The following is a 25341-nucleotide window of genomic DNA, read 5'->3' as shown; positions in this document are numbered from 1 at the left end:
AAAGTCACTATCGATCGTTGACCGGATACGCACGAACACAGCCGGAAGGAAATGGCCAAAGTTCCGCCATGGGTGCCGATGATCACGGCTACGTCGCTGGATAGGCCCTTGCGGCAGCCTCTATGATCGCCACACTTTCCAGCGCGGATTCCCCCCCCTCCATCACGAGACAAGCGCCATGCGGGAGCGAGCAGTGAGCGGATACCCCGGCGGCACGGGCCGCGCGCCCGGAACGACGCTCTCCGCGGTGACGGAGCGTAATGAACCGACCAATGAACCGGCCGGGGATCAGGACGACGCCTCCGGCCCCGCGCACACCACCGGCACCGACACGGCCGACGGCCCCGCCCGGCCCGGCGGGCGGCCCGGCCCGCACGACGAGCCGCGCGTGGCCGGCCGCGGCGAGCCGGACGCCGGCGACGGCTCGGCGGCCTCGCTGCGCGACTACCGCGCCGCCTTCCAGGCCGCCCGCGTCCCCCTGGCCGTACTGAACCGCGACGGCCTGGTCCTCGCCGCCAACCCCGCCTTCGGCGAACTGGTCGGCGCGGCACCGGACGACCTGGTCGCGGCGACCGCCGCCGACCTGGCCGAACTGGGCACCGACCCGCGTATCTGGGCCGCCTACCGGGAGGTGCTGTGCGGGCACAGCGACCGGCTGCGCTGCACACGACGACTGAAACATCCCGACGGGCAGTTCCTGTGGGCCGAGGTGACGGTCGAACCGCTGCCGGACGAGGACTGCGTCCTGCTGTCCGTGTCGGACATCAGCGACCGGCATGACCTGCTGGCCCGGCTGCGCCACCTCCAGATGCACGACCCGGTGACCCGGCTGCCCAACCGCGCGCTGTTCTTCGAGCGGCTGGCGGGCGCGCTGGAGTCGGCCGCCTTCGAACAGCACGGTACGGGCCGGGTCGGCCTGTGCTACCTCGACCTGGACGGCTTCAAGGCCGTCAACGACACCCTCGGCCACCGGGTCGGCGACCGGCTGCTGTGCGCGGTGGCCCAGCGCCTGACGCACTGCGCCGAGACCCTGGACGGGCGCGGCGCGGCGCGCGGCGGCAGCGGGCATCTGGTGGCGCGGCTCGGCGGTGACGAGTTCGCGCTGCTGGTGGAGGACTCGGCCGGCACCGAGCAGCTCGCCGAGCTGGCGCAGCGGGTGCTGGACGCGCTGCAGCGGCCGTTCGACCTGGCCGGGCAGCGGCTGTCGGTCTCCGCGAGCATCGGCGTCGTGGAGCGCGCGGCGACCGGCACCACCGCCACCGGTCTGATGCAGGCCGCGGACACCACGCTGTACTGGGCGAAGGAGGACGGCAAGGCCCGCTGGACGCTCTTCGACCCCGAGCGCAACGCCCACCGGATGACCCGCCAGGCCCTGTCCAGCACGCTGCGCCCGGCGGTGGACCGCGGCGAGTTCACGCTGGAGTACCAGCCGCTGGTCGGGCTCGGCGACGGGCGCGCGAAGGGCGTCGAGGCGCTGGTGCGCTGGCGGCATCCGCAGTTCGGCACACTGTCGCCGAATCGGTTCATCGGATTGGCGGAGGAGAACGGCTCGATCGTCGAGCTCGGCCGCTGGGTGCTGGCCCGCGCCTGCCATCAGGCCCGCGCCTGGCAGCTGGCCCGCCCCGGCGACGAACCGCTGTTCGTCAGCGTGAACGTCGCCGTACGGCAGGTGTGGGACTCCGACCTGGTCGCCGACGTGGCGGGCATCCTCGCCGAGACCGGCCTGCCGCCGGCCCTGCTCCAGCTGGAGCTGACCGAGTCGGCCGTGATGGGCTCGGCCGGCCGCCCGCTCCAGGCGCTCCAGGCGCTGAGCGAGATGGGCGTACGGATCGCCATCGACGACTTCGGTACCGGCTACTCCAACCTCGCCTACCTCAGCCGGCTGCCGGTCTCCGTCCTGAAGCTGGACGGCTCCTTCGTCCGCGGCTTCCGCTCACAGGAACACCCGAACCCGGCGGACGAGACCATCGTCGAGGCCCTGGTGTCCCTGGCACACCGGCTGGGCCTGACGGTCACAGCGGAATGCGTGGAAAGCGCCGAACAGGCGGAACGGTTGCGCCGTATCGGCTGCGACACCGGGCAGGGGTGGCTGTACTCCCGCCCGGTGCCCCCGGACCGCGTATGCGATCTGTTGGAGGCGGCGCGGCCGGGCGCGTAGCGGCGCCCGCGGGGGCGGGCGGACCAGCGCGCTCCCCCGCCCGCTCCGACGCATCCGCCCCCGCTCCGGCACGCCCGCCCGTACGGCGGCCCCTCTTACTCCTCCGGCAGCCCGTAAGCGTCCGCGATCAGCTCGTACGAGCGCAGCCGCGCGTCCCCGCCGTGCGCGTTGGCGGTGATCATCAGCTCGTCGGCGCCGGTGCGCTTGGCCAGGGCGTCCAGGCCGGTGCGTACCGCGTCGGGGGTGCCATAGATGACGTTGGACAGCCAGCTGTCGACGAAGTCGCGCTCCATCTCGCTGAAGGTGTACGCCTCGGCCTCCTCCGGGCTGGGGATCAGCCCCGGTCGCCCGGTGCGCAGCCGGATCATGGACAGCGCGCCGGTGAGGACCTGGCGGCGTGCTTCCTTCTCGTCCTCGGCGGCGAGCGCGCCGACGCCGATCAGGGCGTACGGGGCGTCCAGGACCGCCGAGGGGCGGAAGGACTCGCGGTACAGGTCCAGCGCGGGGACGGTGTTCGCCGCGGAGAAGTGGTGGGCGAAAGCGAAGGGCAGGCCCAGGCGGCCGGCCAGCTGGGCGCTGAAGCCGGAGGAGCCGAGCAGCCACAGCGGCGGCCGGTGCGGGGACTGGACCCCGCCGGGGGACGTGGCCTGGACGGGGCCCGGCACCGCGTGGATGCGGCTGTACGGGTGGCCGTCCGGGAAGTCGTCGTCCAGGAAACGGGTCAGTTCGGCGAGCTGCTGCGGGAACTCGTCGGCTCCCTCGCGGAGGCGGTCCGTACGACGCAGGGCGGCCGCCGTGGCGCCGTCCGTGCCGGGCGCCCGGCCGAGGCCCAGGTCCACCCGGCCGGGGGCCATCGCTTCGAGCGTGCCGAACTGTTCCGCGATCATCAGCGGCGCGTGGTTGGGCAGCATGACGCCGCCGGAGCCCAGCCGGATGCGGTCGGTGTGCGCGGCGAGGTGGGCCAGCAGCACCGCGGGGGACGAGGAGGCCACGCCGGGCATCGAGTGGTGCTCGGCGACCCAGTAGCGGTGGAAGCCGCGGCGCTCGGCCGTGCGGGCGATGCCGACGGCGGTGCGTACGGCCTGGGAGGCGGTGTGCCCGGCGCCCACGGTCACCAGGTCGAGGACGGACAGCGGCACCGGCGCGGTGCCGCGGGCGGTGCCCCGGATGCCGTCGCCCGGTACTCCCCCGGTCCCCCGGTTCTCGTCGGTGCCCCGGATCTCGTCGTGGTCGCCGCTCACGGTGCGGGCCCTCCTCGCGTCGCTGGTCTGCCGCGAGAACAACCGGAGCACTTCTCCGGTTATTCCCGGGTACGCGAAGAGGGCCCTGGACCGGCCGCCGTCACCCCACGGCGGACGGCGCCGATGCCCCGGCGAACAGCGTGCCCAGCGCCGGACACGCGACCGTACGGTCCAGCAGCCGCAAGCCCTCCCAGGCGGTGACCTGGTTGGCTGTGAGCACCGGCTTGCCCAGCGCCGCCTCGACGTCGGGGAGATAGGCGGCGGTGTGCAGGGCGGTGTCGGGGAGCAGCACCGCCTCGGCGTCGGGGTGATCCCCCGTACGGGCGAGCAGCAGGACCTCTTCGAGGCCCCAGGTGCCGACCTCGGCGGCGGTGATGACCCCGCTGCCGCGCGTCGAGACGACTTCCGTACCCGCGGATTTCAGGAAGGCGCGGAAGCACTCAGCCACGTCGTCGGGGTAGGTGGCGGCGATGGCCACCCGTTCGGCGCCCAGGGCCCGGACGGCGTGCGCGAAGGCGAAGGACGTACTGGACGCCGGCAGCCCGGCGGTGGCCGACAATTCGCGTACCTGCTCGTGGGCGCCCTCCCAGCCGAAGACGAAGCTGGCGCTGGTGCAGGCCCAGACGACGGCCTCGGCGCCGCGCGCCTTCAGTTCGGCGACGCCGGCGGCGAGGCGGGCGGCGGAGCCCATCTCCAGCAGGGCGTCGACACGGTGGGCGTCCTCGCCGATGTCGGTGTGGACGAGCGGCAGGCTCAGGCCGTTGCCGAGGAGGGTTTCGAGCCGGGGGTAGTCGTCCTCGGCGGAGTGGCCGGGGTAGAGGAAGCCGACCGTGGATGCCATGCAGATCTCCTGACTGAGGGGTCCGCGGGTGCGGGTGAGGGTGGGTGCTGCGGTGCGCGCGCCGTTACGGGCTCACGCGCGCCGGGGCGCCAGGGGCGCATGAGGGGCGCGGCGCCCGGCGGGGCGCCGTCCGTACGCCTCAGACCGGCGCCGCCGGGCCGGGTTCCTCCGGAGGGTGAAAGGGCGCCGCGTCCCGTACGTCGGCCGGCCCGTCCTCCGGCGAGGGGATCGCCGACCCGGCGAACGCCGCCTCGGGAGGGGCACCGCGCCTCGGTATACCGGCCCCGTCCTCGGGGGCCCAGGAGGCGGTCATGGCGGCCGGTCCGCGTCTGGCGACCGGGTCCACCAGCGCCTGGTACGGGCCGATCGCGTCGGCCCCGATGGCCCGCAGCGAGGCCCACATCGTGACCTGGTTGGCCGACAGGACCGGCATCCGCAGCTCGGCCTCCAACTGCGGGATGACGTCGTACGTCGGCAGGTTCGTACAGCTGATGAACAGGGCGTCGGCGGCGCCGACGACGGCCTGGCGGGCCATGTCGACGACGTCCCGGTACGGCACCTTCCAGATGTGCCGGGTCAGACCCAGGTAGGCGCGGCCGGTGACGGTGACGCCGGCCTCGCGCAGATACTCCTCCAGGGAGTCGGTCACCGATTTGGTGTAGGGGGTGACGACGGCGATCCGCCGCGCGCCGATCTCGCAGAGCGCCTGGAGGAGCGCGCCGGAGGTGGTGAGCGCGGGGAGTCGCTCCCCCGCCTGGGTCATGGCGGCACACATGGCGCGCTCGCCCGCCATGCCGCCGACGAAGCTGCCGGAGGTACAGGCGTACGAGACGACCTGCGGAGATACGGCGCACAGCGCCTGGACGGCGGCGTGCAGGGTTTCGTGTTCACTGACGAGGCGGGCCAGGTCGAGGCTCACCTCGACCGGTACGAAAGGGGTTCGGGTGAGGTGGAGGGACACATCGTCGGGGACCCAGCGCCACAGCTCGCGGTCCAGGGCGAAGTCGAACGGAGCGACGACACCCACACCGAGCTGAGGCTTCGGTCCCCCCAGAAATGAGACGTCCATGATGCCCCCAGAAGAGCGAAGGGCGGGCAAGGGCAAGGCCATTGGCCAGGGGTTTGGTGCGACCGGCACAAGCCGGGGACGTCGGGACAGAGCCGTTGTTGACACGGTAGTTACGACTTCTTAGCGTGGTCAATCCTCGCATCTCAGGCATCTGTCGGCGCCTCTTGTCAGTTAAAGGGGCTTACGTTTCAGAACGGTTTCTGGCCTATGTCCGAAAGCACCGTCCTTGTCCTTGGCTCCGACCCGCCTCCGAAGCTCGACCGGCTCACCGGCCGCGCCCGGCTGGTGTACGCCGACGACGAGACCCTCGCCGCACAACTTCCGGCCGCCGACGTGGTGTTGGCCTGGGATTTCACCTCCGACGCGATCCGGGACGCCTGGCCGGGGAGCGGCCCGCGACCCGTTTGGGTGCACACCGCGAGCGCGGGCGTGGACCGGCTGATGTGCCCGGAGCTGATCGCCGATACGACCCTGGTGACCAACGCGCGCGGCGTCTTCGAGCAGCCGATCGCCGAGTACGTCGCCGGGCTGGTGATCGCCATGGCCAAGGACTTCTACGGAAGTTGGGAGCTCCAGCGGCAGCGGCGCTGGCGGCACCGGGAGACATTGCGGGTGGCGGGCAGCCGCGCCGTCGTGGTGGGCGCCGGGCCGATCGGCCGGGCCATCGGCCGGACGCTGCTGGCACTGGGTGTCAGGGTGGAGCTGGTCGGGCGGCGGGAGCGTACGGACGATCCGGACTTCGGCCGGGTGCACCCGAGCGCTGCCCTGAACGGGCTGCTGGGCACGGCCGACTGGGTGGTGTGCGCGGCGCCGCTGACGGAGGAGACGCGCGGCATGTTCGACCGGGCCGCGTTCGGCCGGATGCGGCAGCGGGCCCGGTTCATCAACGTGGGCCGAGGCCCGCTCGTCGTCGAGGACGACCTGGTGGCCGCGCTGCGCGAGTGGCGGATCGCGGCGGCGGCGCTGGACGTCTTCGAGCACGAGCCGCTGACCGCGGACAGCCCCCTGTGGGACGTGCCGCACCTGATCGTCTCGCCGCACATGAGCGGCGACACGCTGGGCTGGCGGGACGCGCTGGCCGAGCAGTTCGCGGACAACTTCGACCGGTGGGCGGCGGGCGAGCCGCTCGCCAATGTGGTGGACAAGCGGCTGGGCTACGTACCGGGCTCCTGATCTTCCGGGACCGTGGAGGCGGAGCGTTCGTGAAGGGAGGTCGGGATGGCTGAAGCGACGGATCTGGCCGACTGCTCGGCGGAGCGGCTGGTCGCGGGGTACGCGGCGGGCGAGTTCTCGCCGGTCGAGGCGGTACAGGCGGTGATCGAGCGGGCCCGGTGGGCCCAGGAGCGGGTGAACGCCTTCACCCGGATCGACGCGGACGAGGCGCTGACCGCGGCGAAGGAGTCCGCGGAGCGCTGGCGGTCGGGGCGGCCCGCCGGGCTGGTGGACGGCGTGCCGGTCACGGTCAAGGACCTGATCCTGACCCGCGGCACGCCGACGCTGCGCGGGTCGCGCACGGTGCGCGAGCAGGGGATGGTCTGGGACGCGGACGCGCCGTCGGTGGCGCGGCTGCGGGAGCACGGCGCGGTCTTCGTGGGCAAGACGACCACGCCCGAGTTCGGGTGGAAGGGCGTCACGGACAGTCCGCGGCACGGGGTGACGGGCAATCCGTACGATCCGTCCCGGACCGCGGGCGGGTCCAGCGGCGGCAGCGCGGCGGCCGTGGCGCTCGGCGCCGGGCCGCTGAGCCTGGGCACGGACGGCGGCGGCTCGGTCCGTATCCCCGGCTCCTTCTGCGGGATCTTCGCGCTGAAGCCGACGTACGGGCGGGTGCCGCTGTTCCCGGCGAGCCCGTTCGGGACGCTGGCGCACGTCGGGCCGATGACCCGGGACGCGGCGGACGCCGCCCTGCTGATGGATGTGATCACCGGCTCGGACTGGCGGGACTGGTCGCAGCTCGCGCCGCCCGCCGGCTCCTTCCGGGAGGAGCTGACGCGGCCGGTGGCCGGGCTGCGGGTGGCCTACAGCCCCTCGCTGGGCTGGGACGTTCCCGTACGGCCGGAGATCACCGCGGCGGTACGGCGCGCCGTGGACCGGCTCGCCGAGCTGGGCGCCGAGGTCGAGGAGGCCGACCCGGGCATCGCGGACCCGGTAGAGGAGTTCCACACGCTGTGGTTCAGTGGCGCGGCCCGGGTGGTCCAGCACCTGAGCCACGCGCAGCGCGAGCTGCTCGACCCGGGCCTGAAGGAGATCTGCGCGGAGGGCGCGCGGCGCAGCGCGCTGGACTATCTGGCGGCGGTGGACGTGCGGATGGCGCTGGGCCTGGCGATGGGCCGCTTCCACAGCACGTACGACCTGCTGGTCACGCCGACCGAGCCGATCACCGCCTTCGAGGCGGGGGCCGAGGTGCCGGCCGGGTCGGGGCACACGCGCTGGACGGGCTGGACGCCGTTCACGTACCCGTTCAACATGACGCAGCAGCCCGCCGCGACCGTGCCGTGCGGCGTGGACGGGGACGGGCTGCCGATCGGGGTGCAGCTGGTGGGCGCACGGCACGCCGACGCGCTGGTCCTGCGCGCCGCGCACGCCCTCTATTCCTCGGGGGCCGCGGAGCTGCCGGCTCTTCCTATGCCCGGCGGAAGTTGAGGGTTTCCCCCAGCGCTCCTGCGCGCCACAGGTCCTGGCAGGCGTCGGCCATCCGGTCCAGGCCGTCCACCACCGAGCCCCACACGATGCCCGGCACCCAGCCCGCGTCACCGTTGATCAGCAGGTTGTTGCGTTCGTAGAAGAGCGCGAGGTCGACGACGGTGGCGCGGCCCTGGTGCTTGGCCTGCCGCTCGTATCCGTACGAGGCGGTGCCCAACTGCGTGTCGCTGAAGGTGAAGTAGCAGAGGTCGCCGGGGATGGGGGTGATGGTCGGGTTCTCCAGAGGGGGTTCCTCCGGGGCGAACGGCGGGACGAGGGCGTAGATCTCGTTGCGGGCGTACTTGGCGTGGTAGACGTCGCCGCCGAGCGGCAGCGCGTCCCAGACGGCTTTGCAGGTGACCGGCGCGCGGTCGTCGAGCAGCTTGGCCGTGCAGCTCACGCCCCGCTTGTCGAGGGAGACTTCGATGAAACGGTCGACCATTTTGCCTCCTAACGGTGCTTTGCGGACCCATGGTGGACCAGGGGACGGCGCGATGCACACCAGGGCGGCGGCGCGCCGGACGCGCATGTACGGGACATGCCGCCCGTCGCGAACGAGCCACTGATATACGGGAGTTACCGCTTCCGAACGGGTGTCGTATGCACGCATGACCGACATGTGGCACGGTCCCGCACCGCTTCCGTCAAGGGCCGGAAACGATAGGCATATCTTCAACGAGTTCGGGTAATCGCGCGCCCATGGCTCCACCACAGGGGAACAGCTCAGGAAGAAACGCATCAGGGTTCCGCCGCCGCTCACTGCTTGCAGGAGCGGCGGCGCTGGGTTTGACAGGGGCATTCGGAGCGGCCGCCACCGGTTGCTCGCGTGTGGACATCACCGGGGCTACGGACGGGGGGCACCTACTCGATGATCTTCGTAGCAGGAAAGTCGTACGGATGGGTATCGCCAGCGAGCCGCCGTACGCGTCGATCAACAGCCAGGGCGAGCTGACCGGCGAGGCGCCCGCCGTCGCCAAGACGATCTTCCAGCGGCTGGGGGTGGAGCGCTTCGAGCCGGTACCCGTCGAGTTCGGCGCGCTGGTGCCCGGCCTCCACTCCTTCCAGTACGACGTGATCGTGGCCGGCATGTTCATCAACAAGGCGCGCTGCCAGGCCGTACTGTTCTCCGACCCGGACTACGAGTCGAAGGACGGCTTCCTCGTGCCGAAGGGCAACCCGAAGAAGATCGCCTCCTACCGGGACGTGGCCAGGGGCGGCCTGCGGATGGGCACCGGCATCGGGTACGCGGAGATCGACTACGCGGTCGGCAACGGCGTCGCCAAGGGGAAGATCCAGACGTACGGCGACCAGATCGCCGGCATGGAGGCGCTGGAGGCGGACCGCATCGACTGCTTCGCCGGCACCGCGCTGACGATGATGGAGGCGCTGAAGACCGGCAAGCACCCCAAGGTGGAGATGACCCACCCCTTCACCCCGGAGGTGGACGGCAAACCCCAGCGGGACGGCGGCGGTTACGGCTTCCGGATCGGCGAGACCAAGCTGCGCGACGCCTTCAACCGTGAGCTGCATCAGATGAAGAAGAGCGGCGAACTCCTGCGCATTGCCCGGCCCTTCGGGTTCACCGAGGAGTTCATGACCGACCTCACGGCGAAGGAGCTCTGTGCCCGGTGACCGGAGCGTTGTGGGAACTGTTCTTCAAAGGCGTGTGGATCACCGTCCAGCTGATGGTCTACAGCGCAGCGCTGGCCGCCGTCGTCGCCTTCGGCATCGGCATGGCCCGCACGTCCCGGCTGTGGATCGTGCGCTTCCTGTCCGGCGTCTACGTGGAGTTCTTCCGCGGCACCTCGGCGCTGGTCCTGATGTTCTGGCTGTTCTTCGCGCTGCCGCTGCTGGGCTGGCAGCTCGCCGGCATGTGGGCGGGCACCCTGGCCCTCGGCCTGTCGTACGGGGCGTACGGCTCCGAGGTCGTGCGCGGCTCCATCCAGGCGGTGGCGCCCGCCCAGCGTGAGGCGGCCATCGCGCTGAGCTTCACGCCCTGGCAGCGGATGCGCAAGGTGATACTGCCGCAGGCCGTGCCGGAGATGCTGCCGCCGTTCAACAACCTGCTGATCGAGCTGCTCAAGGGCACGGCCCTGGCCTCGCTGCTGTCGATCGGCGAGCTGACCTTCCAGGCCAAGCTGGCCCGGCTCTCCACGGGCCAGAGCGCCCAGGTCTACGGGATCATCCTGGTCCTCTACTTCGTGATCGCGTTCGTGGTGACCCGGATCATGCGCCTCCTGGAGCGCCGGGCCAAGGCGTCGATCGGCCGCGCGCCGGAGAAGTCCGGCTGGTTCTCGCGCCGGCTGCCGATCGACAGGCAGGGCCCCCAGGTGATCACCGCCCCCGGAGGTAAGCCGTGAACAACTGGTCGTGGGAGTACGTCGGCGACATCCTGCCCGACCTGCTCCAGGGGCTGTGGATCACCGTGCAGGCGACGCTGTACGGCTCGCTGGTGGCGTTCGCGCTCGGCCTGGTGTGGGCGCTGCTGCTGCGCTCGCCCAGCCGCTGGGTGACCTGGCCGGTCAGCATCGTCGTGGAGTTCATCCGCAACACGCCGCTGCTGGTGCAGCTGTTCTTCCTCTTCTTCGTGCTGCCGGGCTGGGGGCTGACGTTCCCGGCGCTGGCCACCGGCGTCATCGGGCTCGGGCTGCACTACTCGACGTACACCGCCGAGGTCTACCGCGCGGGCATCGACGGCGTACCGGAGGGCCAGTGGGAGGCGGCGACCGCGCTCAGTCTGTCGCGGCGGCGCACCTGGACCTCGGTGATCCTGCCGCAGGCGTTCCGCCGGGTGGTCCCGGCGCTCGGCAACTACGTCATCGCGATGTTCAAGGACACCCCGATGCTGGCCGCGATCACCGTCGCGGAAATGCTCTTCCGGGCGAACAGCATCGGCGCGACCACCTTCGACTACATGGAGCCGATCACGGTCGTCGGCGTCCTGTTCGTCGTGATCTCCTACCCCACCTCCCTTCTCCTGCGAGCCTTGGAGCGTCGCCTTGTCCGATGACAGCACTCCCAAGAAGGCCACCGTCGGCACCGCGGAGGACGGACCCGAGCTGGTCCGTTTCGACCGGGTCAGCAAGCGCTTCGGCGCGCACACCGTCCTGGACTCGCTGGACATGACGGTCTACTCCGGCAAGCACGTCACGCTGATCGGCCCCTCCGGGTCCGGCAAGACGACGATCCTGCGTCTGCTGATGACGCTGCTGAAGCCGGACGAGGGCACGATCAAGGTCGGGGACGCCTATCTGACCCACGAGGAGAAGAACGGCGAGCTGGTGCCGGCGGGCGAGAAGCACTGCCGGGAGGTCCGCAAGAACATCGGCATGGTCTTCCAGCAGTTCAACCTGTTCCCCAACATGAAGGTGCTGCGCAACATCACCGAGGCGCCGGTGCACGTCCTGGGCCTGGACAAGGCGGCCGCCGAGGAGCGGGCCCGCGGGCTGCTGGACCTGGTGGGGCTGACGCAGCACATCGACAAGTACCCGTCCCAGCTCTCCGGCGGCCAGCAGCAGCGGGTGGCCATCGCGCGCGCCCTGGCGATGCGGCCGCAGGTGCTGCTGCTGGACGAGGTGACCAGCGCGCTCGACCCGGAGCTGGTGGCCGGTGTCCTGGACGTCCTGCGCGACATCGCGCACACCACCGACATCACGATGCTCATCGTCACCCACGAGATGAACTTCGCGCGGGACATCTCCGACTGCGTGATGATGTTCGACCAGGGACGGGTGATCGAATTCGGGACGCCGGAGAAGATCTTCAGTGAGCCGGAGAACGACCGCACGCGCGAGTTCCTGAGCGCGGTCCTCTGAGGAGCGAATGCGCCGCGGTGCGGTGCCCGGTCACGGCCGCGGCCGTCCTCCGGGCACCCGCCGGGCGGCGCGTTTCCGGGCATCCGACCCGTCCGGAATGACCAGGGCATATGCCAGCGGGACGCGCTCCTGTACAGACGAACGGCAGGGCCCCCTTTTCGGTCAAGACCCCCTCCTGCGGATGGCTTTGGCCGCTATCGTGGTACGTGCCCCGCTGCCCGCGATCGGCCGGTAATGCTCGCCGACCGTGACCGCCAGCGACGGCAGCGACGCAAACGGTCACAACCTGCTAGGGGGACACCGTGGCGCTGAAGCCCGAGCCGACCGCGCCGTTCCACTCGGTGCAGTACGCCCTCCGCGTGCTCGAAACCATCGCCCGGCACGCCGACGGCGTGACGGACGTGCAGATCGCCCGCGAGACCGGCCTGCCGACCGGACACCTCGCCCACATGCTGGCGATGCTGCGCCGCGAGGGCTATGTCGCGCAAGTCGCCGACGGTACGTACGTCGTCGGCGAGTCCCTCATACTGCTCGGTTCGGGCGGCGACCGCGAGGCGGCGCTGCGGGACAAGCTCCAGCGCACGCTCGTCGAGCTGCGCGACTCCGTCGGCGCCGCCGTCTACATCAGCCGCTACATCGACGGCGAGGTCAAGATCCTCCACTACGCCGACGGCCCCCGCGCCCCCAAGGTCAACGAGTGGGCCGAATTCCGCCGTACGGCACATGCCAGCGCGGTCGGGAAGTGCCTGCTGGCGCAGCTGGACCACGACGGCCGGATGGACCACCTCTCCCGCCACAAGACCGCCCGGCTCACCTCCCGGACGATCACCAACGAGAAGGTGCTCTTCCACAAGCTGGACAGCCAGCCGCCCACGGTCCCGATGCTGGACCTCCAGGAGTACGCCGTCGGCACGGTCTGCGCGGCCGTACCGATCACGGCGGGCGCCACGGTCGGCTGTCTGGCCCTGTCCATGCCGCTGGAGCACGCCCACCGGCTGCGACAGGCCGCCGACGCGCTGAACCGGCGGGCGGCTCCGGTCCTGCTGTCACTGTCCCTCTGATCCCGGGCGGCGGGGCCCGGGAGCGGGCCTTCGGGGCACCCGGACCGGAGGTGGTCACCAGCACCCCTCGGGACCAGGTAGTATTTACTTCGTCAGCGAGCGCCGCTAGCTCAGTTGGTTAGAGCAGCTGACTCTTAATCAGCGGGTCCGGGGTTCGAGTCCCTGGCGGCGCACCTGAGAAGGGGCCTCTCGGAGCACAGCTTCGAGAGGCCCCTTCATGCTTTCCCGGGCCGGTCACCTGCCTGCCGTCCCGTTCAGTACTCCACGTCCGAGCAGGCGTAGAACGCGTTGGCGGTGTCGGCGATCGTCCAGACGCCGACGATCAGGTGCCTGCCGCTCTTCCCGCCGGGCAGCGTGCCCTGGTGGGTGTAGGTGGTCGGCGGCTGCTGACCGTTGTAGGGGACGGTCAGGAACGGGGTGGGCTCCAGGTCCGCCCTGGTCACGGGGCGGCTGGGGTTCCAGCCGTTCTTGGTGATGTAGTAGCGGAAGTCCGTCGTGCGGTGCGGGGCGGTGAAGCGCCAGCGGAAGGTGTACGAGCCCGCGCTCACCTTGGTGGCGGGCCACTGGCCGCCGCGCGGGTCGTCCAGTTCCGCGAACCGGGCGTTGCCGCCGGCGCAGATCCGGCCGTCGGCGGGTCCGCCGTTCGGGAAGCCCTTGGGGCCTTCGACGCTCTGCGGCTCCCACTGGATGGCGCCGCAGTTCTTCACCGTGCCGTTGGCGCACAGTTTCTGTCTGCTGATGGGGGCGTCGGTGTAGCCGTGGCTGCCGGCGCCACCGGTCGACAGGACCGTCGCGCCGATGATGCCCAGTCCGACGACGGCCGCGCTGATCCTTTTGCGCATGCTTCGCTCCCGGAATGAGGGGGGTTTCCTGCGAGCCGAGTGCACTGCGGTCCAGACCAACCAGCAGAATATTCCCGCCCACGGGTGCTGCCTAGGGGAGCGGAGCGGGCGGATGGACGGGGCCTCCCCGGGGGAAGGACAGGGAGGCCCGTCGGGGGCTCCGGCGCCGGTTACGAGAGGTTGACGTCGGAGCAGGCGTAGAACGCGTTACCGGTGTCGGCGATGTTCCAGACACCCAGGATGATGTGGTGGCCGTGCTTCTGGGTGGGCACCGTGCCCTGGTGCTGCACGGTCGCGGCCGGCTGCCGCCCGCCCATCGGCACCGTCACGAACGGCTCGGGTTCGAGGTCGGCCCGGGTGAGGGGCTTGCTCGGGTCGTAGCCGTCCTTGGTGATGTAGTAGCGGAAGTCCGTGGTGGCGTGCCGCGCGGTCAGCCGCCACTGGAAGGTGTAGCCCTGGCCGCCCTTGAGGTTGGTGGCGGGCCACTGGCCGCCGCGCGGGTCGTCCAGCTCCTTGAACCCGCTGTTGCCGCCGGAACATATCTTGCCGTCGGCGGGGCCGGCGGCCGGGAAGCCCTTGGGGCCCTCGACGCTCTGCGGTTCGTACTGGATCGCGCCGCAGTTCTTGACCGTGCCCTTGGCGCAGAGGGCCTGCCGGCTGGGGGGCTGGTCGCTGTAGCCGTGGCTGGACGCACTGCTGGTGGCGAACAGGGAGACTCCGACGACGCCGAGACCGACCACGGCAGCGCTGAGCTTTTTGCGCATGCTTGGCTCCTGAAGAACGAGGGGGGTGTTCCATGAGCTGCTGACTTGCGTGCTGTGCGGTCTAGACCAACGGGAAGAGTAGTGACGCCGCATGGACATGTCCAGACCAATAACAAGCGGACGGTCGGTTTACGGTTGCGGACGGCCACCCCAACGGTCACCCGCGTACGGGCCCGCCGCAGGAGCCTGATCGCGCCACGGCCCGGCCGGTCGCCCGTGGCCGGAACACCCCTCTCGGTTCCTCTGATCAGGCCACGGCCGTCAGCCCTCCCCCGGCCGGACGGGCGGCGCACCGCACCAGGCCCGCGTACGTACGCCGCAGCGCGATCAGCGATTCCCGTGCCTCCCGGAAGACGGCGGCATCCGGGCCGCCCTGGTGGGCGAGGGTGCGTACGGGCGCGCAGTGCCGGTCCAGCGCGCTGAGCCAGGCGCGGTGCCGGGGCGGCAGATGGCGGCGCAGCTGGTGGCGGCCGGTGTCGCCCGCCCGGCGTCCGCCCGTGCCGAGCACCGCGTCCGCCGCCTGGAAGACCGGCGGTTCCAGCGCCCCCAGCCCGGCGAGTTCGATGAGCACCGCGCCCTGCCACGCCGGTTCAGGAGCCGCCCGCAGCTCAGCCGCCTCCGACTGGAGCTGGGCGCGCAACGCGTGCTGCACCCGGATCAGCCGGCGCAGCGCCGTCGCGGTGGAAGCGTCCGCCGGGTCCCGCCCGGCGAGTGTCCCGGCCAGTCGCAACAGCCAGATGCCGTGCGCCTCCAGCCGGGTGGTGGCCAGCATCAGCCGGTCCAGCGGGCCGAGCGGCTGCCCTTCCGGCGACCAGCGCACGACGGGGACGAGGGGTTCCGTACGGGCGAGCTGGTCGATGGGCAGGGCACGGCGCGGCTTGCGCTCGGGCGACCAGTTCAGCAGCGCGAGCGTGGGCAGCGCCACGAACTGCTGGTGGCCGACGCGGTGCGCGACGGCCGACCACAGGTCGAGGAACGCGGGGTCGGCGGCGCGCCGGGACACGGGCGCGAGCGGATCCAGGGCGCTCCAGCCGCAGGCCGCCGCGATCACCGCCACCCTCAGGGAGGCGGCGTCGGCGTTGCGCGGCGACAGGCGGGAGACGCGCTGCCGCAGCGCCGTCAGGTCGCCCTGCCGCGCCCCATGGGCCACCAGGGCGCGGGCGGTGTCCCGGTCCGGGGCGGTGGCGACCGCCCCGGCCAGCTCGCTCAGCCACCCCCAGGTCCCGGCCATGGTCCGTACGGGTGGCCGGGCGGGCAGGAAGCCATGGGCCTGCGGGTCGGATATCGGCTCGGGTATGTCCGCGGCGGGGTCCGCGGGCGGTTCGGCGGACGGGGCCGGAAAGGTGGTGAGGGCGGTCGGCGCCATGACGTGGCCTTTCTTCAGGGGCGGGGCTGCGCTTGCGGCGGGATCAGCCGACCCGCCCGTACAAGGTGGGGCGGTAGACGTCGAAGGACGAGATCCGGACCGACCGCCCGGGCCGGGGCGCCTCCAGGTACTGGCCGCCGCCGAGGTAGACCGCCACGTGGTGGACGCCGGACGCGGAGCCGTTGGAGGACCAGAACACCAGGTCGCCGCGGCGCAGCTGGTCGCGGGTGAGGGGTGTGGAGGCGCGGTACTGGGCGTCGGCGACCCGCGGCAGGGAGATGCCCGCTCGCTGGTACGCCTGCTGGACCAGGCCGGAGCAGTCGAAGGCGGACGGGCCGTTGCCGCCCCACGCGTAGGGCTTGCCGAGCTGGGCCATCGCCCACTGGACGGCTGCCTCGGTGCCGAACCGGGTGGGGCCGCTGTGGCTGCTGCCCGACCTCTGCTGCGTACGGGGCTGCGCGCCGCCCGTCCCGCCCGACATGCCGGTACGGGCTTCGTAGCGGTCCCGGTGGCTGGTCCACCACCAGCTGCCGTTCTGCCGGTACCAGTACACCCGGTCGGTCGCGTCCCAGCCGGACCGGCCGCGGAAGGTGGGATTGGGGTTGTGGCCACGCGCGGGCGCGGCGGAGGACCCTTGCGAGCCGACCGCCGCCCCGGAACCGCCGCCCGAACCGCCCGCGTACCGCTGGTACTTCTCGTAGTGGCTGGTCCACCGCCACCAGCCGGTGGCGTCCTTGTACCAGTACTTGGAACCGTCCCAGCCCGCGTGGCGGGGCGCCGGTTCGGCGCTCGCCGCCCCGGCCGCGGCGCCGACCAGCGTCGCCGCGCCCACCGCCGCCGCGACCGCGCCGCGCACCGTGCACCGCGGCCGGCTGCCGCCGTTGCGCGCGGCGGACTCGACCGCGGCCCCGGCGCAGAAGGCGCACCCGCACCCATCCGTTATGTCTTCGACGAACTCCGGTGTCCGCATGTCCTGCCTGCCTCTCCGCTCTCGTCCGCTCTCGTTCAGCTCTTGGCGGCGGCGCTGCCGCGCGCCGTGTAGAACGCCACGGTCAGGTCTTTGACCAGGGCTTTTCGCTCGTAGTCGTCCAGTTCGACCAGCCCTCTGCTGGTCAGCCGGTGCACGGTGTCGTCGACCGCGTCCACGACCGAGGTCAGCACGCTGTCGCGGTGCTTGGCGTCGAGCGCCGCGATCTGCCGCCGCTGCATCGCGGCCGCCACCTCCGGCGCGTACTCGATCCGGGTCGGCTGTACGGAGAACACCTCGATGCCGACCGGGCGGCAGTCCGCCGACAGGGCCCGGGTGAGGGCCTCGCCGACCGCCTCGGCGTTACGCAGGGTCGGCGTCTCCTCGTGGAAGGCGTCGGCGGGCAGTTGGGAGAGCACCCGGGCCATCGCCGCCTCCACCTGTTCGCGCAGGTAGGCGGTGTGGTCCCGGACGGCGAGCAGCGCACGGGCGGTGTCCCTGACCCGCCAGACGACGAGCACCACGACCAGCAGCTGGATGCCCTGCGCGTCGACCGCGGGCATCGCCTCGCTCCGCCAGTGCCGCAGCCGTACGTCCACCCGGCGGCGCAGCACCAGCGGGCTGATCCACACCAGTCCGGTACGGCGGACACTGCCGCGGTAGCGCCCGAAGAGGCTGAGCACCCAGGCGCTGCCGACCCGCCCGCGGGCCAGCCCGCCGAACGCGCACAGCGCGAGCACGCCGCCGAGTGCGGCCACGGCCCACTCCCACGGCTGCGGGGCCGGGCTGATGTCGATCTTCAGGCCGAGGGCCCGTACGACGGAGGCGGGCAGTATGCCGCGCCACCACAGGAACGCCACCGACGCGGCGATCGCGACCAGGCCGGCGAACACGGCCAGCCAGCCGGACAGGGAGAAGCCGCGGCGCTCGGCCACGCCGGTGTCCACGTGGGGGGCGCGGCGCTCGGCGGGCCCGGGGAATTCCCGGAACCACGCGGGGCGGCCGTCCGCCGTGCCGGGGTCCGCTTTCCGGTCGCCGCCGGAGGCGGGCCCGCCGTCGGTACGGAACCGGCTGCCCGCGTCGACCACGCCGAGGGCGCCGTCGAGCACGGCGCGTTCCGCGGTGTCCAGCAGGCCGGTCGCGGCGGTGATCCCGGCCACGGCGGCGTCCGCCGGGGTCGCCCGGGCGGGCTCCGGGGACGCGAGCGGAGCGCGTACCGGCGGCTGCTCGGCGGTGTCGGTGTCGTCGGGGTCGTCGGACGCCGCGTCGGCCGCGGGCTTCGCGCCGGGCGGGCCGCCCGCCGCCTTGGCCGCCGCCGTCGCCCCCGTGCCCTCCTCCGGCTCGGCCCGGAAGAGCATGTCCATGGGGATGCCGTCGCCGTACCGCGCGGAGCGGGCGCGCGCGGTCCAGAGGGAGGGCTGGGCCGCGGAGGGGCGCTTCACGGCCGCGCCTGAGTCCTGGTCAGGAGATGGCTGGGCGGGCGTACCTGAGTCCGTATCAGCAGCCTGTTCCCCCGCCCCGGAACCGCTCTCCGGCCCCGCCGCCGGCGCACCGGCGCGCGTTTCCGTCTCCCCCGCGCCCCCGCCCTCCCCCACCTCGCGCACCGGCCCGTCCGGCCCGTCCGCCGGCTCGTTCCGCGCCCCGCCCGCCGTCCCGTTCTTCGTGTCCGCTGTCGTGGTCTTCGTCGCCATCGTGCGCTCCGTCATCGGAAGAGTCGCCGCCATGTCTCGGGGCCGGGGTAGCCGTCGGCGTCCCGGCCGGTCCAGCCCTGGGCCCGCTGGAACGCCTCGACGTTGCGGCGGTCCGCCTCCGTCCACCGGGGTCCGGGGCCGGAGGTGTAGTACCTGCCGAAACCTTTGGCCACCAGCCGCTTCCCGAGGCTGGTGACATAACCGCTGGACTGGCCGGGCCGGAACCAGCCGGTGCCCGGGAAGGCCGTGCCGCCACCGCCGGACGGGCTGCCGCCGATGTCCCGGCCCACGCCGTTGACCAGGTACGACCAGGTCGACGGGCCCGGGATGCCGTCCGCCTCGGCGCCGGTCCAGCCCTGGGCCCGCTGGAACGCCTCGGTGGCCCGGCGGTCCGCCGCGGTCCAGCGCGGCCCCGGTCCCGAGGTGTAGAACCGGCCGCCGCCGCGTTCCACGAGCATCCGGCCGAGCCGGGTGACATACGCGTTGTCCGCGCCAGGACCGAAATACCCGGCCCCGGGAAATGCCGCCGTCCCGGTGTCCGTTCCGCCGCCCGGAGTGCCACCGTCGGCCAGCCCGCGGTAGCGATAGGCGACGTAGCGCGTGGAATTGCTCCAGTAGGCGTACGGGGTCGGCCGTTTCACCGTGTGCGGCCGGGTCTGCTCGTACGCGATGTAGCGCGTACGGGAGGAATCGGTCCAGCCGCCGAAGAGGGTGACGTGGGAGCCCGCCCCCGGATTCGCCGGGTTGTGGAACAGCAGCATGTCGCCGGGCCGCAATTCGCTCTTCGGTATGCGGACGCCGTACTGGGCGAGGCTTCCGGTCCACTGGTTGCCGCCGAGGTTCCAGGCCATCGAGATGAAGCCGGAGCAGTCCTGGCGGTAGCCGTCCGACCAGTAGCGATGCATGTTGTACGGGACCTGGGAGCTGATCCAGCGCTGGGCCCGCGCGATGATCTGGTCCCGGGTGAGGGTCCGGGTGGTGCGCGCCGCCGTGACGATGCCGTGCCCACTGCCCGTCCCTCCGTACAGCCCGCTGACCTGGCCCTGCGGGGTTGTGGCGGAGATCACGTCGGCCGGTGCGGGAGTGCCGGCCGGGCCCGCGACGCCGCCGCCGTCGAGCGCCACGGCGAGCCCGGTACCGGAAACGCCGCTGCTCAGGACGGTGCCGGCGGTCGCGACCAGGACCAGCGCGCGGCGGGCGCCGTGCGCGCCGGGGTGCCCGCCGTCCCGGACGGCCCGGGCGTGCTGGAGCGTCCGCCGCCGCTGGACGCAGCCGCCGCAGGAGCAGCTGTCCGCGGGGTCGAATTCCACGAATACCGGCACTGCCATTTCAGTTCCCCTCCAGGCCCGTTCCGTTCCCGTTCGCCTTCGCACCTGTCACAGCTTCTCAACTGGCAGGAGATACCGCATGTTGACGGGGCAACTGATGATCTTGTACCACGAATCGATACTCACAGACCAAAACGGGCACGCGAAACGGCGAAGGTCCCGAGATCGCGGGACTTTCGCCCCGGCCGTCCGGGGAATTCCGGCCCGGTGGCCACAGCCCCGAATCCCCCGGAAAGACGGTGACACAGGTCACACATTCGGCCGGTCCGGGCGGCCGGGCAGGTGGTCGGGAGCACCCCCGGAGTTCGTGTAAAGTTTTCTTCGTCAGCGCGCGCCGCTAGCTCAGTTGGTTAGAGCAGCTGACTCTTAATCAGCGGGTCCGGGGTTCGAGTCCCTGGCGGCGCACGTCCACCGAGGCCCCTCGCAGCTGCGAGGGGCCTCGGCGCTTTTGCGGCCCGCCTCGTCTTTCCGGCGCCGGGCCCAGTGGCTCGCTGGTCAAAACGGGGACCGGGGTGCACAGTCGCACAATGGCGCGCGACATCCAGGAGCGGATCAAGAAACTCATCATCGACCGGCGGCTGGCCCCCGGCGCCCCGCTGCCCACCGAGACGGAACTGATGACGCTGCTCGGGGTCAGCCGGAACTCCGTGCGCGAGGCGCTCAAGGCGTTGCAGGCGATGGGCATCGTGGAGATCCGGCACGGCTTCGGCACCTACGTCGGGCCGATGTCGATGGCCCCGGTGACCGAGGGACTGGCCTTTCGTACGGTGGCCGGCCACTACCGCGGCGAGGACAGCCTGCTCCAGCTGCTGGAGCTGCGCGAGGCGGTGGAGACCGGACTGGTCGCGCGGCTGGCGGGCCAGGTGCCCGAGGCGGACCTCGCGGAGCTGGACGAGCTGGTGGCGCGGATGGCGGCGGAGGCGGCGGACGGCGCGGTGCGCGCCGACACCGACCGGGCCTTTCACGCGGCGCTCTACCGGGGGCTCGGCAACCGGCTGCTGAGCGAGGTGCTGGACGCCTTCTGGGAGGCGTTCCACCGGGTCCGTACGGATCTGGCCGGACTGGGGGCCGATCCCCGGGTCACCCACCGCCAGCACGCGGACATCCTTGAGGCGGTACGGGGCGGTGACGCGCGGCGCGCGGAGCAGGCCGTACGCCGTCATTTCGACAACATCCGGCAGCGGCTGAGCAGTTCGGGACCGAAATAATGCCCCCTGCGACCCAACCCGTCCATCAATGCACTCACATGCCCGGTAAACACCTCGTTTCACCCTTGCGATCAAGATTGAGGTCCGGGACCCTGACGGGATACTGGAGCCCAACTGGGCCTGTGCACGCTCAAGTTGGGTGACACACCGGTTGCGATGAGTGTGGGAGTGGGGACCCCGCTGCATGAAATGCGAATGCAAACGGGAATCATGCAACCGGAAGACGGCCGTCCTACGTCCATGTCGTAGGCGGCCGACACCATTTGCGCCCGGGTCGGTCGAGGGGGACCGAGGTCTCGGGCCATGAGAAGACGGGCACGCAGCCAGCATGCGTGCCGGGGGGATGGACTCATGACGTCGCCGCCTACCGGCGCCCGGCAGGAGCACCAGTACGACCCGTCCGCGACCACGCGCCTGCGCGTGCCGCGCCAGCACTGGACGCGCAGACCGCAGCGCAAGCCGCTGCCGCGCTACGACTACGAGCACTACAGCCGCCTCGCCGGCCCGCTCACCCAGCCGGACCCGGACAAGCCCTACAAGGTGCGCTACCGCAGCCTGCTGGCGGACGAACCGCACCGAATACGCGCGGCGTTGCTGCTCGGCGCCGCTCCCCTGCTCTCGCTCGGCCTGCTCGCCTGGCTGATGCAGCCGGCCCACTGGACCGAACGCGACTACCCCGCCTACGACTTCCTGCCCGCCCTGGACATCGTCATGCTGGTCTCGATCGGGCTGATCGAGTTCTTCCGCTGCATGAACGTGCTGTCCAACGCCCACGCCACCCTGGTGGCCCGCGACCCCATCCCGGTCGTCCCCGAACACGGCACCCGTGTCGCCTTCCTGACCTCCTTCGTGCCCGGCAAGGAACCGCTGGGGATGGTGACCAAGACGCTGGAGGCGGCCGTCAAAGTGCGCCACCGCGGCCTGTTGCACGTCTGGCTCCTCGACGAGGGCGACGACCCGGCGGTCAAGGAGGTCTGCGAGCGCCTGGGCGTCCACCACTTCACCCGCAAGGGCATCCCGCAGTGGAACCAGAAGAAGGGCCCGCACCGCGCCAAGACCAAGCACGGCAACTACAACGCCTGGCTCCAGGCGCACGGCGACTCCTACGACTTCTTCGCCTCCGTCGACACCGACCATGTGCCGCTGCCCAACTACCTTGAGCGGATGCTCGGTTTCTTCCGCGACCCGGACGTCGGCTTCGTCATCGGGCCGCAGGTGTACGGCAATTACGACACGTTCGTCACCAAGGCGGCCGAGTCGCAGCAGTTCCTCTTCCACGCGCTGATCCAGCGGGCCGGCAACCGCTACGGCGCGCCCATGTTCGTCGGCACCTCCAACGCCGTACGCATCAAGGCCCTGCAGCAGATCGGCGGCCTGTACGACTCGATCACCGAGGACATGGCGACGGGCTTCGAGATGCACCGCCACCGCAACCCGGAGACCGGCAAGAAGTGGCGCTCGGTCTACACCCCGGACGTGCTCGCGGTCGGCGAGGGCCCGTCCGCCTGGACGGACTTCTTCACCCAGCAGCTGCGCTGGTCGCGCGGGACGTACGAGACCATCCTCAAGCAGTTCTGGAAGGCGCCCTTCACGCTGCCGCCGGGCAAGTTCTTCAACTACACCATGATGATCATCTTCTATCCGATGTCCGCCATGAACTGGATCCTGGCGGCGCTCAGCTGCGCGCTGTTCCTGGGCCTGGGCGCCTCGGGCGTGCAGATCGACCCGTCGGTGTGGATGATGCTGTACGGCAACGCCTCGGCGCTGCAGATCGGGCTGTACGTCTGGAACCGTCGGCACAACGTCTCGCCGCACGAGCCGGAGGGCTCCGGCGGCGTGGCCGGCATGGTGATGTCCGCGCTGTCCGCGCCGATCTACGCCCGCTCACTGTTCGACGCGGCGCTGCGCCGCAAGAGCAAGTTCGTGGTGACGCCGAAGGGCGACTCCTCCAGCCCGGACACCCTCTTCGGCACGTTCAGGGTGCACCTCTTCTTCATCCTCACCTTCGGCGGCTCGCTGGGCGCCTCGTTCTACTTCGGGCACAGCCACCCGGCCATGGTCACCTGGGCCTCGCTGGCGCTGCTGATCACCGCGGCGCCGATCTTCGCCTGGCGCTGGGGCATCCGGCAGGAGCGGCGGAAGAAGTCCGGCGGGGACGCCGCGGGGCCGGACGGCGGGCCGCCGCAGGCGCCGCATCTGCAGCGGCAGCCCGGCTGGGCGGCGCCCGGCCGCGAAGCCCTTGCCGAGCCGGGCCACCGTACCGCCGCCGACCAGACCGCCCAGATCGCCCTTGGGGGACGTCACCCATGAAATACCGTCCGAGCCGGCGCACCCGCAGAGTCGCGATCGGTGCGGCGGTGGTGCTCGCACTGGCGGGGATGAACGGGCCGGCCCTGATCGGGTTCGCCTCGGAGCAGTACCACCAGTACAAGATCAACCAACCGGAGTACAAGGCGGCCAACGGCCACTGGGACGTGGTCGACGTACCGCCCGAGTACAAGATCAACACGATTCACGCCGCGCTGCTGCACACCGGCAAGGTGCTGCTGGTCGCCGGGTCGGGGAACAACGCCAAGAACTTCGCGGCGAAGTCGTTCCGTACGGTCCTGTGGGACCCGGTGAGGAACACCTTCAAGAACATCCCCACCCCGAAGGACCTCTTCTGCTCCGGCCACACCCAGCTGCCGGACGGCAAGCTGCTGGTGGCCGGCGGCACCCAGCGCTACGAGAAGCTCGGCGGCGACGTGAAGAAGGCCGGCGGGCTGATGATCGTCTACAACGAGAGTCCGGACGCGCCGAAGACCTTCCCGGCCGGGACGCTGTTCACCGGCAAGCAGAACGGCAAGACCTTCGTCTCCAAGGACCCGCTGGTGGTGCCGCGCGCCAAGAAGAAGGCGGACCCGAAGACCGGCAAGGTCACGGTCACCCACAGCGAGGCCCGGGTTTACGTGGAGGCACTCAAGGAGGGCCGCCAGTACTCCACCGGCGCCCAGGACAACTACCGTATCCACGGCCTGACCGGCGCCGACGCCCGGAACTTCTACGGCATCGCGCAGAAGCTGTCCTTCGACAAGAAGGACTTCCAGGGGATCAAGGACTCGTTCGAGTTCGACCCGGTGGCCGAGCGCTACATCCCCGTCGACCCGATGAACGAGGCCCGCTGGTACCCGACGCTGACCAGCCTGGAGGACGGCAAGGTGCTGTCCACCTCCGGGCTCGACGAGATCGGGCAGGTCGTCCCGGGCAAGCAGGAGATCTACGACCCGAAGACGAAGAAGTGGACCTACCTGCCCAAGCAGCGCTTCTTCCCGACCTACCCCACGCTGTTCCTCACCGACAAGGGGCGGCTGCTCTACACCGGCTCCAACGCCGGATACGGTCCCGACAACATCGGGCGCACCCCCGGCATCTGGGACCTGAAGACCAACAAGTTCCAGGTCATCCCCGGCATGAGCGACCCGGACGTACTGGAGACCTCGATGTCCGTACTGCTGCCGCCCGCGCAGGACCAGCGGTACATGGTCCTGGGCGGCGGCGGGGTCGGCGAGGACCCGAAGGCGACCGACAAGACGCGGCTGGTGGATCTGCACGCCGCCCAGCCGCGCTTCAAGGACGGGCCGCCGCTGTACGCGAAGGCGCGCTACCCGAGCAGCGTGATCCTGCCCGACGACACGGTCCTGACCACCAACGGCTCGGGCGACTACCGCGGACGCAGCGACAGCAACATCCTCAAGGCCGAGCTGTACGACCCGAAGGCCAACACCTCCCGGCCGGTGGCCGATCCGCTGGTGGGGCGCAACTACCACTCCGGCGCGCTGCTGCTGCCGGACGGCCGGGTGATGACGTTCGGCTCCGACTCGCTCTTCGCCGACAAGGACAACACCAAGCCCGGCGTCTTCCAGCAGCAGATCGACATCTGGACGCCGCCGTACCTCTACCGGGACTCCCGGCCGGAGCTGACGGATCCGGGGCCGAAGACGGTACAGCTGGGCGGCACGGCCACGTACCGGACCAAGCACGCCTCCGCCATCAAGAAGATGCGCCTGATGCGGCCAGGTTCGTTCACACACGTCACCAACATCGAACAGCGATCGATCGCGCTGGACTTCAAGGCGACGAAGGACGGTGTCACGGTCACCCTGCCGAAGGACCCGACGCTGGTGCCGCCCGGCTGGTACATGCTCAACGCCGTGGACGACCAGGGCACGCCCTCCAAGGCGGTCTGGGTGAAGGTCCCGACGGCGACCAAGGCACAGCTGAAGGGGCTGGGCCTGAACTGAACCTGCTGCGGGGTGTCCCGGGGTTTCC

At 71.3% G+C, this 25341-nt stretch carries 21 protein-coding genes and 2 tRNA genes; 13 read left to right on the top strand and 10 right to left on the bottom strand.

Annotated features, from left to right (window positions below; translation table 11 throughout):
* The first annotated feature begins 178 nt into the window (after positions 1–178).
* Positions 179–2158: a putative bifunctional diguanylate cyclase/phosphodiesterase gene (locus tag CP984_RS25945; RefSeq protein ID WP_226048700.1), complete on the top strand. Its 1980-nt coding sequence runs from the start codon at positions 179–181 to the stop codon at positions 2156–2158.
* A gap of 95 nt (positions 2159–2253) precedes the next feature.
* Here the strand turns inward: CP984_RS25945 and CP984_RS25940 are convergent, their stop codons facing one another.
* The 3 genes from CP984_RS25940 to CP984_RS25930 form a co-directional block, all read right to left on the bottom strand.
* On the bottom strand, positions 2254–3399 hold the full coding sequence (locus tag CP984_RS25940; RefSeq protein WP_003986907.1) for an LLM class flavin-dependent oxidoreductase: 1146 nt from the start codon (positions 3397–3399) through the stop codon (positions 2254–2256).
* 100 nt (positions 3400–3499) lie between these two features.
* On the bottom strand, positions 3500–4240 hold the full coding sequence (locus CP984_RS25935; protein WP_003986905.1) for a maleate cis-trans isomerase family protein: 741 nt from the start codon (positions 4238–4240) through the stop codon (positions 3500–3502).
* A 139-nt stretch (positions 4241–4379) separates the two neighbouring features.
* The gene (locus CP984_RS25930) at positions 4380–5309 is read right to left on the bottom strand and encodes a maleate cis-trans isomerase family protein (protein WP_030182890.1); all 930 of its coding nucleotides are present in this window, start codon (positions 5307–5309) and stop codon (positions 4380–4382) included.
* A gap of 207 nt (positions 5310–5516) precedes the next feature.
* Here CP984_RS25930 and CP984_RS25925 point away from each other — a divergent pair, with 207 nt between their 5' ends.
* Together CP984_RS25925 and CP984_RS25920 are read left to right on the top strand one after the other, a co-directional pair.
* Positions 5517–6482 (top strand): D-2-hydroxyacid dehydrogenase, encoded by a 966-nt coding sequence (locus tag CP984_RS25925; protein ID WP_003986903.1) that lies wholly within the window; start codon positions 5517–5519, stop codon positions 6480–6482.
* A 45-nt stretch (positions 6483–6527) separates the two neighbouring features.
* Complete coding sequence (locus CP984_RS25920; protein WP_030182892.1) at positions 6528–7952, top strand: amidase; 1425 nt, start codon at positions 6528–6530, stop codon at positions 7950–7952.
* Here the strand turns inward: CP984_RS25920 and CP984_RS25915 are convergent.
* Positions 7933–8433, bottom strand: coding sequence for a DUF3830 family protein (locus tag CP984_RS25915; RefSeq protein WP_003986789.1), 501 nt, complete (start codon positions 8431–8433; stop codon positions 7933–7935). The genes CP984_RS25920 and CP984_RS25915 overlap by 20 nt on opposite strands.
* A 257-nt stretch (positions 8434–8690) precedes the next feature.
* Here CP984_RS25915 and ehuB point away from each other — a divergent pair, with 257 nt between their 5' ends.
* From ehuB to CP984_RS25885, 6 genes are all read left to right on the top strand, one after another.
* The gene (gene ehuB / locus CP984_RS25910; protein WP_030182894.1) at positions 8691–9623 is read left to right on the top strand and encodes an ectoine/hydroxyectoine ABC transporter substrate-binding protein EhuB; all 933 of its coding nucleotides are present in this window, start codon (positions 8691–8693) and stop codon (positions 9621–9623) included.
* Entirely contained in the window at positions 9620–10351 is a 732-nt protein-coding gene (ehuC, locus tag CP984_RS25905) for an ectoine/hydroxyectoine ABC transporter permease subunit EhuC (protein ID WP_003986791.1), read from the top strand. Before ehuB ends, ehuC begins: the two co-directional genes overlap by 4 nt.
* Entirely contained in the window at positions 10348–11001 is a 654-nt protein-coding gene (ehuD, locus tag CP984_RS25900; RefSeq protein ID WP_003986792.1) for an ectoine/hydroxyectoine ABC transporter permease subunit EhuD, read from the top strand. The genes ehuC and ehuD overlap by 4 nt, the downstream gene beginning before the upstream one ends.
* Complete coding sequence (ehuA, locus tag CP984_RS25895) at positions 10991–11806, top strand: ectoine/hydroxyectoine ABC transporter ATP-binding protein EhuA (RefSeq protein WP_003986794.1); 816 nt, start codon at positions 10991–10993, stop codon at positions 11804–11806. Before ehuD ends, ehuA begins: the two co-directional genes overlap by 11 nt.
* 302 nt (positions 11807–12108) lie before the next feature.
* Positions 12109–12867 carry an IclR family transcriptional regulator gene (locus tag CP984_RS25890; RefSeq protein ID WP_030190529.1) on the top strand — a complete coding sequence of 253 codons (759 nt, stop codon included), beginning with the start codon at positions 12109–12111 and terminating at the stop codon, positions 12865–12867.
* A 99-nt stretch (positions 12868–12966) separates the two neighbouring features.
* Positions 12967–13040 (top strand) — tRNA-Lys (locus tag CP984_RS25885).
* Positions 13041–13121: 81 nt separating this feature from the next.
* Here the strand turns inward: CP984_RS25885 and CP984_RS25880 are convergent.
* The 6 genes from CP984_RS25880 to CP984_RS25855 form a co-directional block, all read right to left on the bottom strand.
* Complete coding sequence (locus tag CP984_RS25880; protein ID WP_003986796.1) at positions 13122–13709, bottom strand: lytic polysaccharide monooxygenase auxiliary activity family 9 protein; 588 nt, start codon at positions 13707–13709, stop codon at positions 13122–13124.
* 170 nt (positions 13710–13879) lie between these two features.
* Positions 13880–14473: a lytic polysaccharide monooxygenase auxiliary activity family 9 protein gene (locus tag CP984_RS25875; protein ID WP_003986797.1), complete on the bottom strand. Its 594-nt coding sequence runs from the start codon at positions 14471–14473 to the stop codon at positions 13880–13882.
* 247 nt (positions 14474–14720) lie between these two features.
* Complete coding sequence (locus tag CP984_RS25870) at positions 14721–15839, bottom strand: hypothetical protein (RefSeq protein WP_003986798.1); 1119 nt, start codon at positions 15837–15839, stop codon at positions 14721–14723.
* 43 nt (positions 15840–15882) lie between these two features.
* Complete coding sequence (locus CP984_RS25865; RefSeq protein WP_050498862.1) at positions 15883–16809, bottom strand: C40 family peptidase; 927 nt, start codon at positions 16807–16809, stop codon at positions 15883–15885.
* A gap of 35 nt (positions 16810–16844) precedes the next feature.
* On the bottom strand, positions 16845–18497 hold the full coding sequence (locus CP984_RS25860; RefSeq protein WP_226048699.1) for an SPFH domain-containing protein: 1653 nt from the start codon (positions 18495–18497) through the stop codon (positions 16845–16847).
* Positions 18498–18508: 11 nt separating this feature from the next.
* Positions 18509–19825, bottom strand: coding sequence for a peptidoglycan-binding protein (locus CP984_RS25855; RefSeq protein ID WP_003984877.1), 1317 nt, complete (start codon positions 19823–19825; stop codon positions 18509–18511).
* A gap of 331 nt (positions 19826–20156) precedes the next feature.
* On the opposite strand from CP984_RS25855, the gene CP984_RS25850 reads away from it, so the two are divergent.
* The 4 genes from CP984_RS25850 to glxA all read left to right on the top strand — a co-directional run bounded on the left by CP984_RS25850 (position 20157) and on the right by glxA (position 25313).
* Positions 20157–20230: transfer RNA gene (locus tag CP984_RS25850), tRNA-Lys, on the top strand.
* Positions 20231–20352: 122 nt separating this feature from the next.
* Complete coding sequence (locus CP984_RS25845) at positions 20353–21033, top strand: FadR/GntR family transcriptional regulator (RefSeq protein ID WP_003984876.1); 681 nt, start codon at positions 20353–20355, stop codon at positions 21031–21033.
* Between the two features lie 351 nt (positions 21034–21384).
* Positions 21385–23343, top strand: a complete 1959-nt coding sequence (locus CP984_RS25840) for a glycosyltransferase family 2 protein (RefSeq protein WP_003984875.1) — start codon at positions 21385–21387, stop codon at positions 23341–23343.
* Positions 23340–25313: a radical copper oxidase GlxA gene (glxA, locus tag CP984_RS25835; RefSeq protein WP_003984874.1), complete on the top strand. Its 1974-nt coding sequence runs from the start codon at positions 23340–23342 to the stop codon at positions 25311–25313. Before CP984_RS25840 ends, glxA begins: the two co-directional genes overlap by 4 nt.
* The last annotated feature ends 28 nt before the right edge of the window (positions 25314–25341 follow it).

Source organism: Streptomyces rimosus, from assembly GCF_008704655.1.
GTDB classification, from domain to species: Bacteria; Actinomycetota; Actinomycetes; order Streptomycetales; family Streptomycetaceae; genus Streptomyces; species Streptomyces rimosus.
This window is presented reverse-complemented; position numbering and strand designations above follow the sequence as displayed.

What these genes read in the sequence shown, in the direction of transcription:
- CP984_RS25945 (WP_226048700.1), top strand. Translation starts at nt 179, where the DNA reads ATGCGGGAGCGAGCAGTGAGCGGATACCCCGGCGGCACGGGCCGCGCG.
- CP984_RS25935 (WP_003986905.1), bottom strand. Translation starts at nt 4,240, where the DNA reads ATGGCATCCACGGTCGGCTTCCTCTACCCCGGCCACTCCGCCGAGGAC.
- CP984_RS25930 (WP_030182890.1), bottom strand. Translation starts at nt 5,309, where the DNA reads ATGGACGTCTCATTTCTGGGGGGACCGAAGCCTCAGCTCGGTGTGGGT.
- CP984_RS25925 (WP_003986903.1), top strand. Translation starts at nt 5,517, where the DNA reads ATGTCCGAAAGCACCGTCCTTGTCCTTGGCTCCGACCCGCCTCCGAAG.
- CP984_RS25920 (WP_030182892.1), top strand. Translation starts at nt 6,528, where the DNA reads ATGGCTGAAGCGACGGATCTGGCCGACTGCTCGGCGGAGCGGCTGGTC.
- CP984_RS25915 (WP_003986789.1), bottom strand. Translation starts at nt 8,433, where the DNA reads ATGGTCGACCGTTTCATCGAAGTCTCCCTCGACAAGCGGGGCGTGAGC.
- ehuB (WP_030182894.1), top strand. Translation starts at nt 8,691, where the DNA reads ATGGCTCCACCACAGGGGAACAGCTCAGGAAGAAACGCATCAGGGTTC.
- CP984_RS25880 (WP_003986796.1), bottom strand. Translation starts at nt 13,709, where the DNA reads ATGCGCAAAAGGATCAGCGCGGCCGTCGTCGGACTGGGCATCATCGGC.
- CP984_RS25875 (WP_003986797.1), bottom strand. Translation starts at nt 14,473, where the DNA reads ATGCGCAAAAAGCTCAGCGCTGCCGTGGTCGGTCTCGGCGTCGTCGGA.
- CP984_RS25870 (WP_003986798.1), bottom strand. Translation starts at nt 15,839, where the DNA reads ATGGCGCCGACCGCCCTCACCACCTTTCCGGCCCCGTCCGCCGAACCG.
- CP984_RS25865 (WP_050498862.1), bottom strand. Translation starts at nt 16,809, where the DNA reads ATGCGGACACCGGAGTTCGTCGAAGACATAACGGATGGGTGCGGGTGC.
- CP984_RS25860 (WP_226048699.1), bottom strand. Translation starts at nt 18,497, where the DNA reads ATGGCGACGAAGACCACGACAGCGGACACGAAGAACGGGACGGCGGGC.
- CP984_RS25855 (WP_003984877.1), bottom strand. Translation starts at nt 19,825, where the DNA reads ATGGCAGTGCCGGTATTCGTGGAATTCGACCCCGCGGACAGCTGCTCC.
- CP984_RS25845 (WP_003984876.1), top strand. Translation starts at nt 20,353, where the DNA reads ATGGCGCGCGACATCCAGGAGCGGATCAAGAAACTCATCATCGACCGG.
- CP984_RS25840 (WP_003984875.1), top strand. Translation starts at nt 21,385, where the DNA reads ATGACGTCGCCGCCTACCGGCGCCCGGCAGGAGCACCAGTACGACCCG.
- glxA (WP_003984874.1), top strand. Translation starts at nt 23,340, where the DNA reads ATGAAATACCGTCCGAGCCGGCGCACCCGCAGAGTCGCGATCGGTGCG.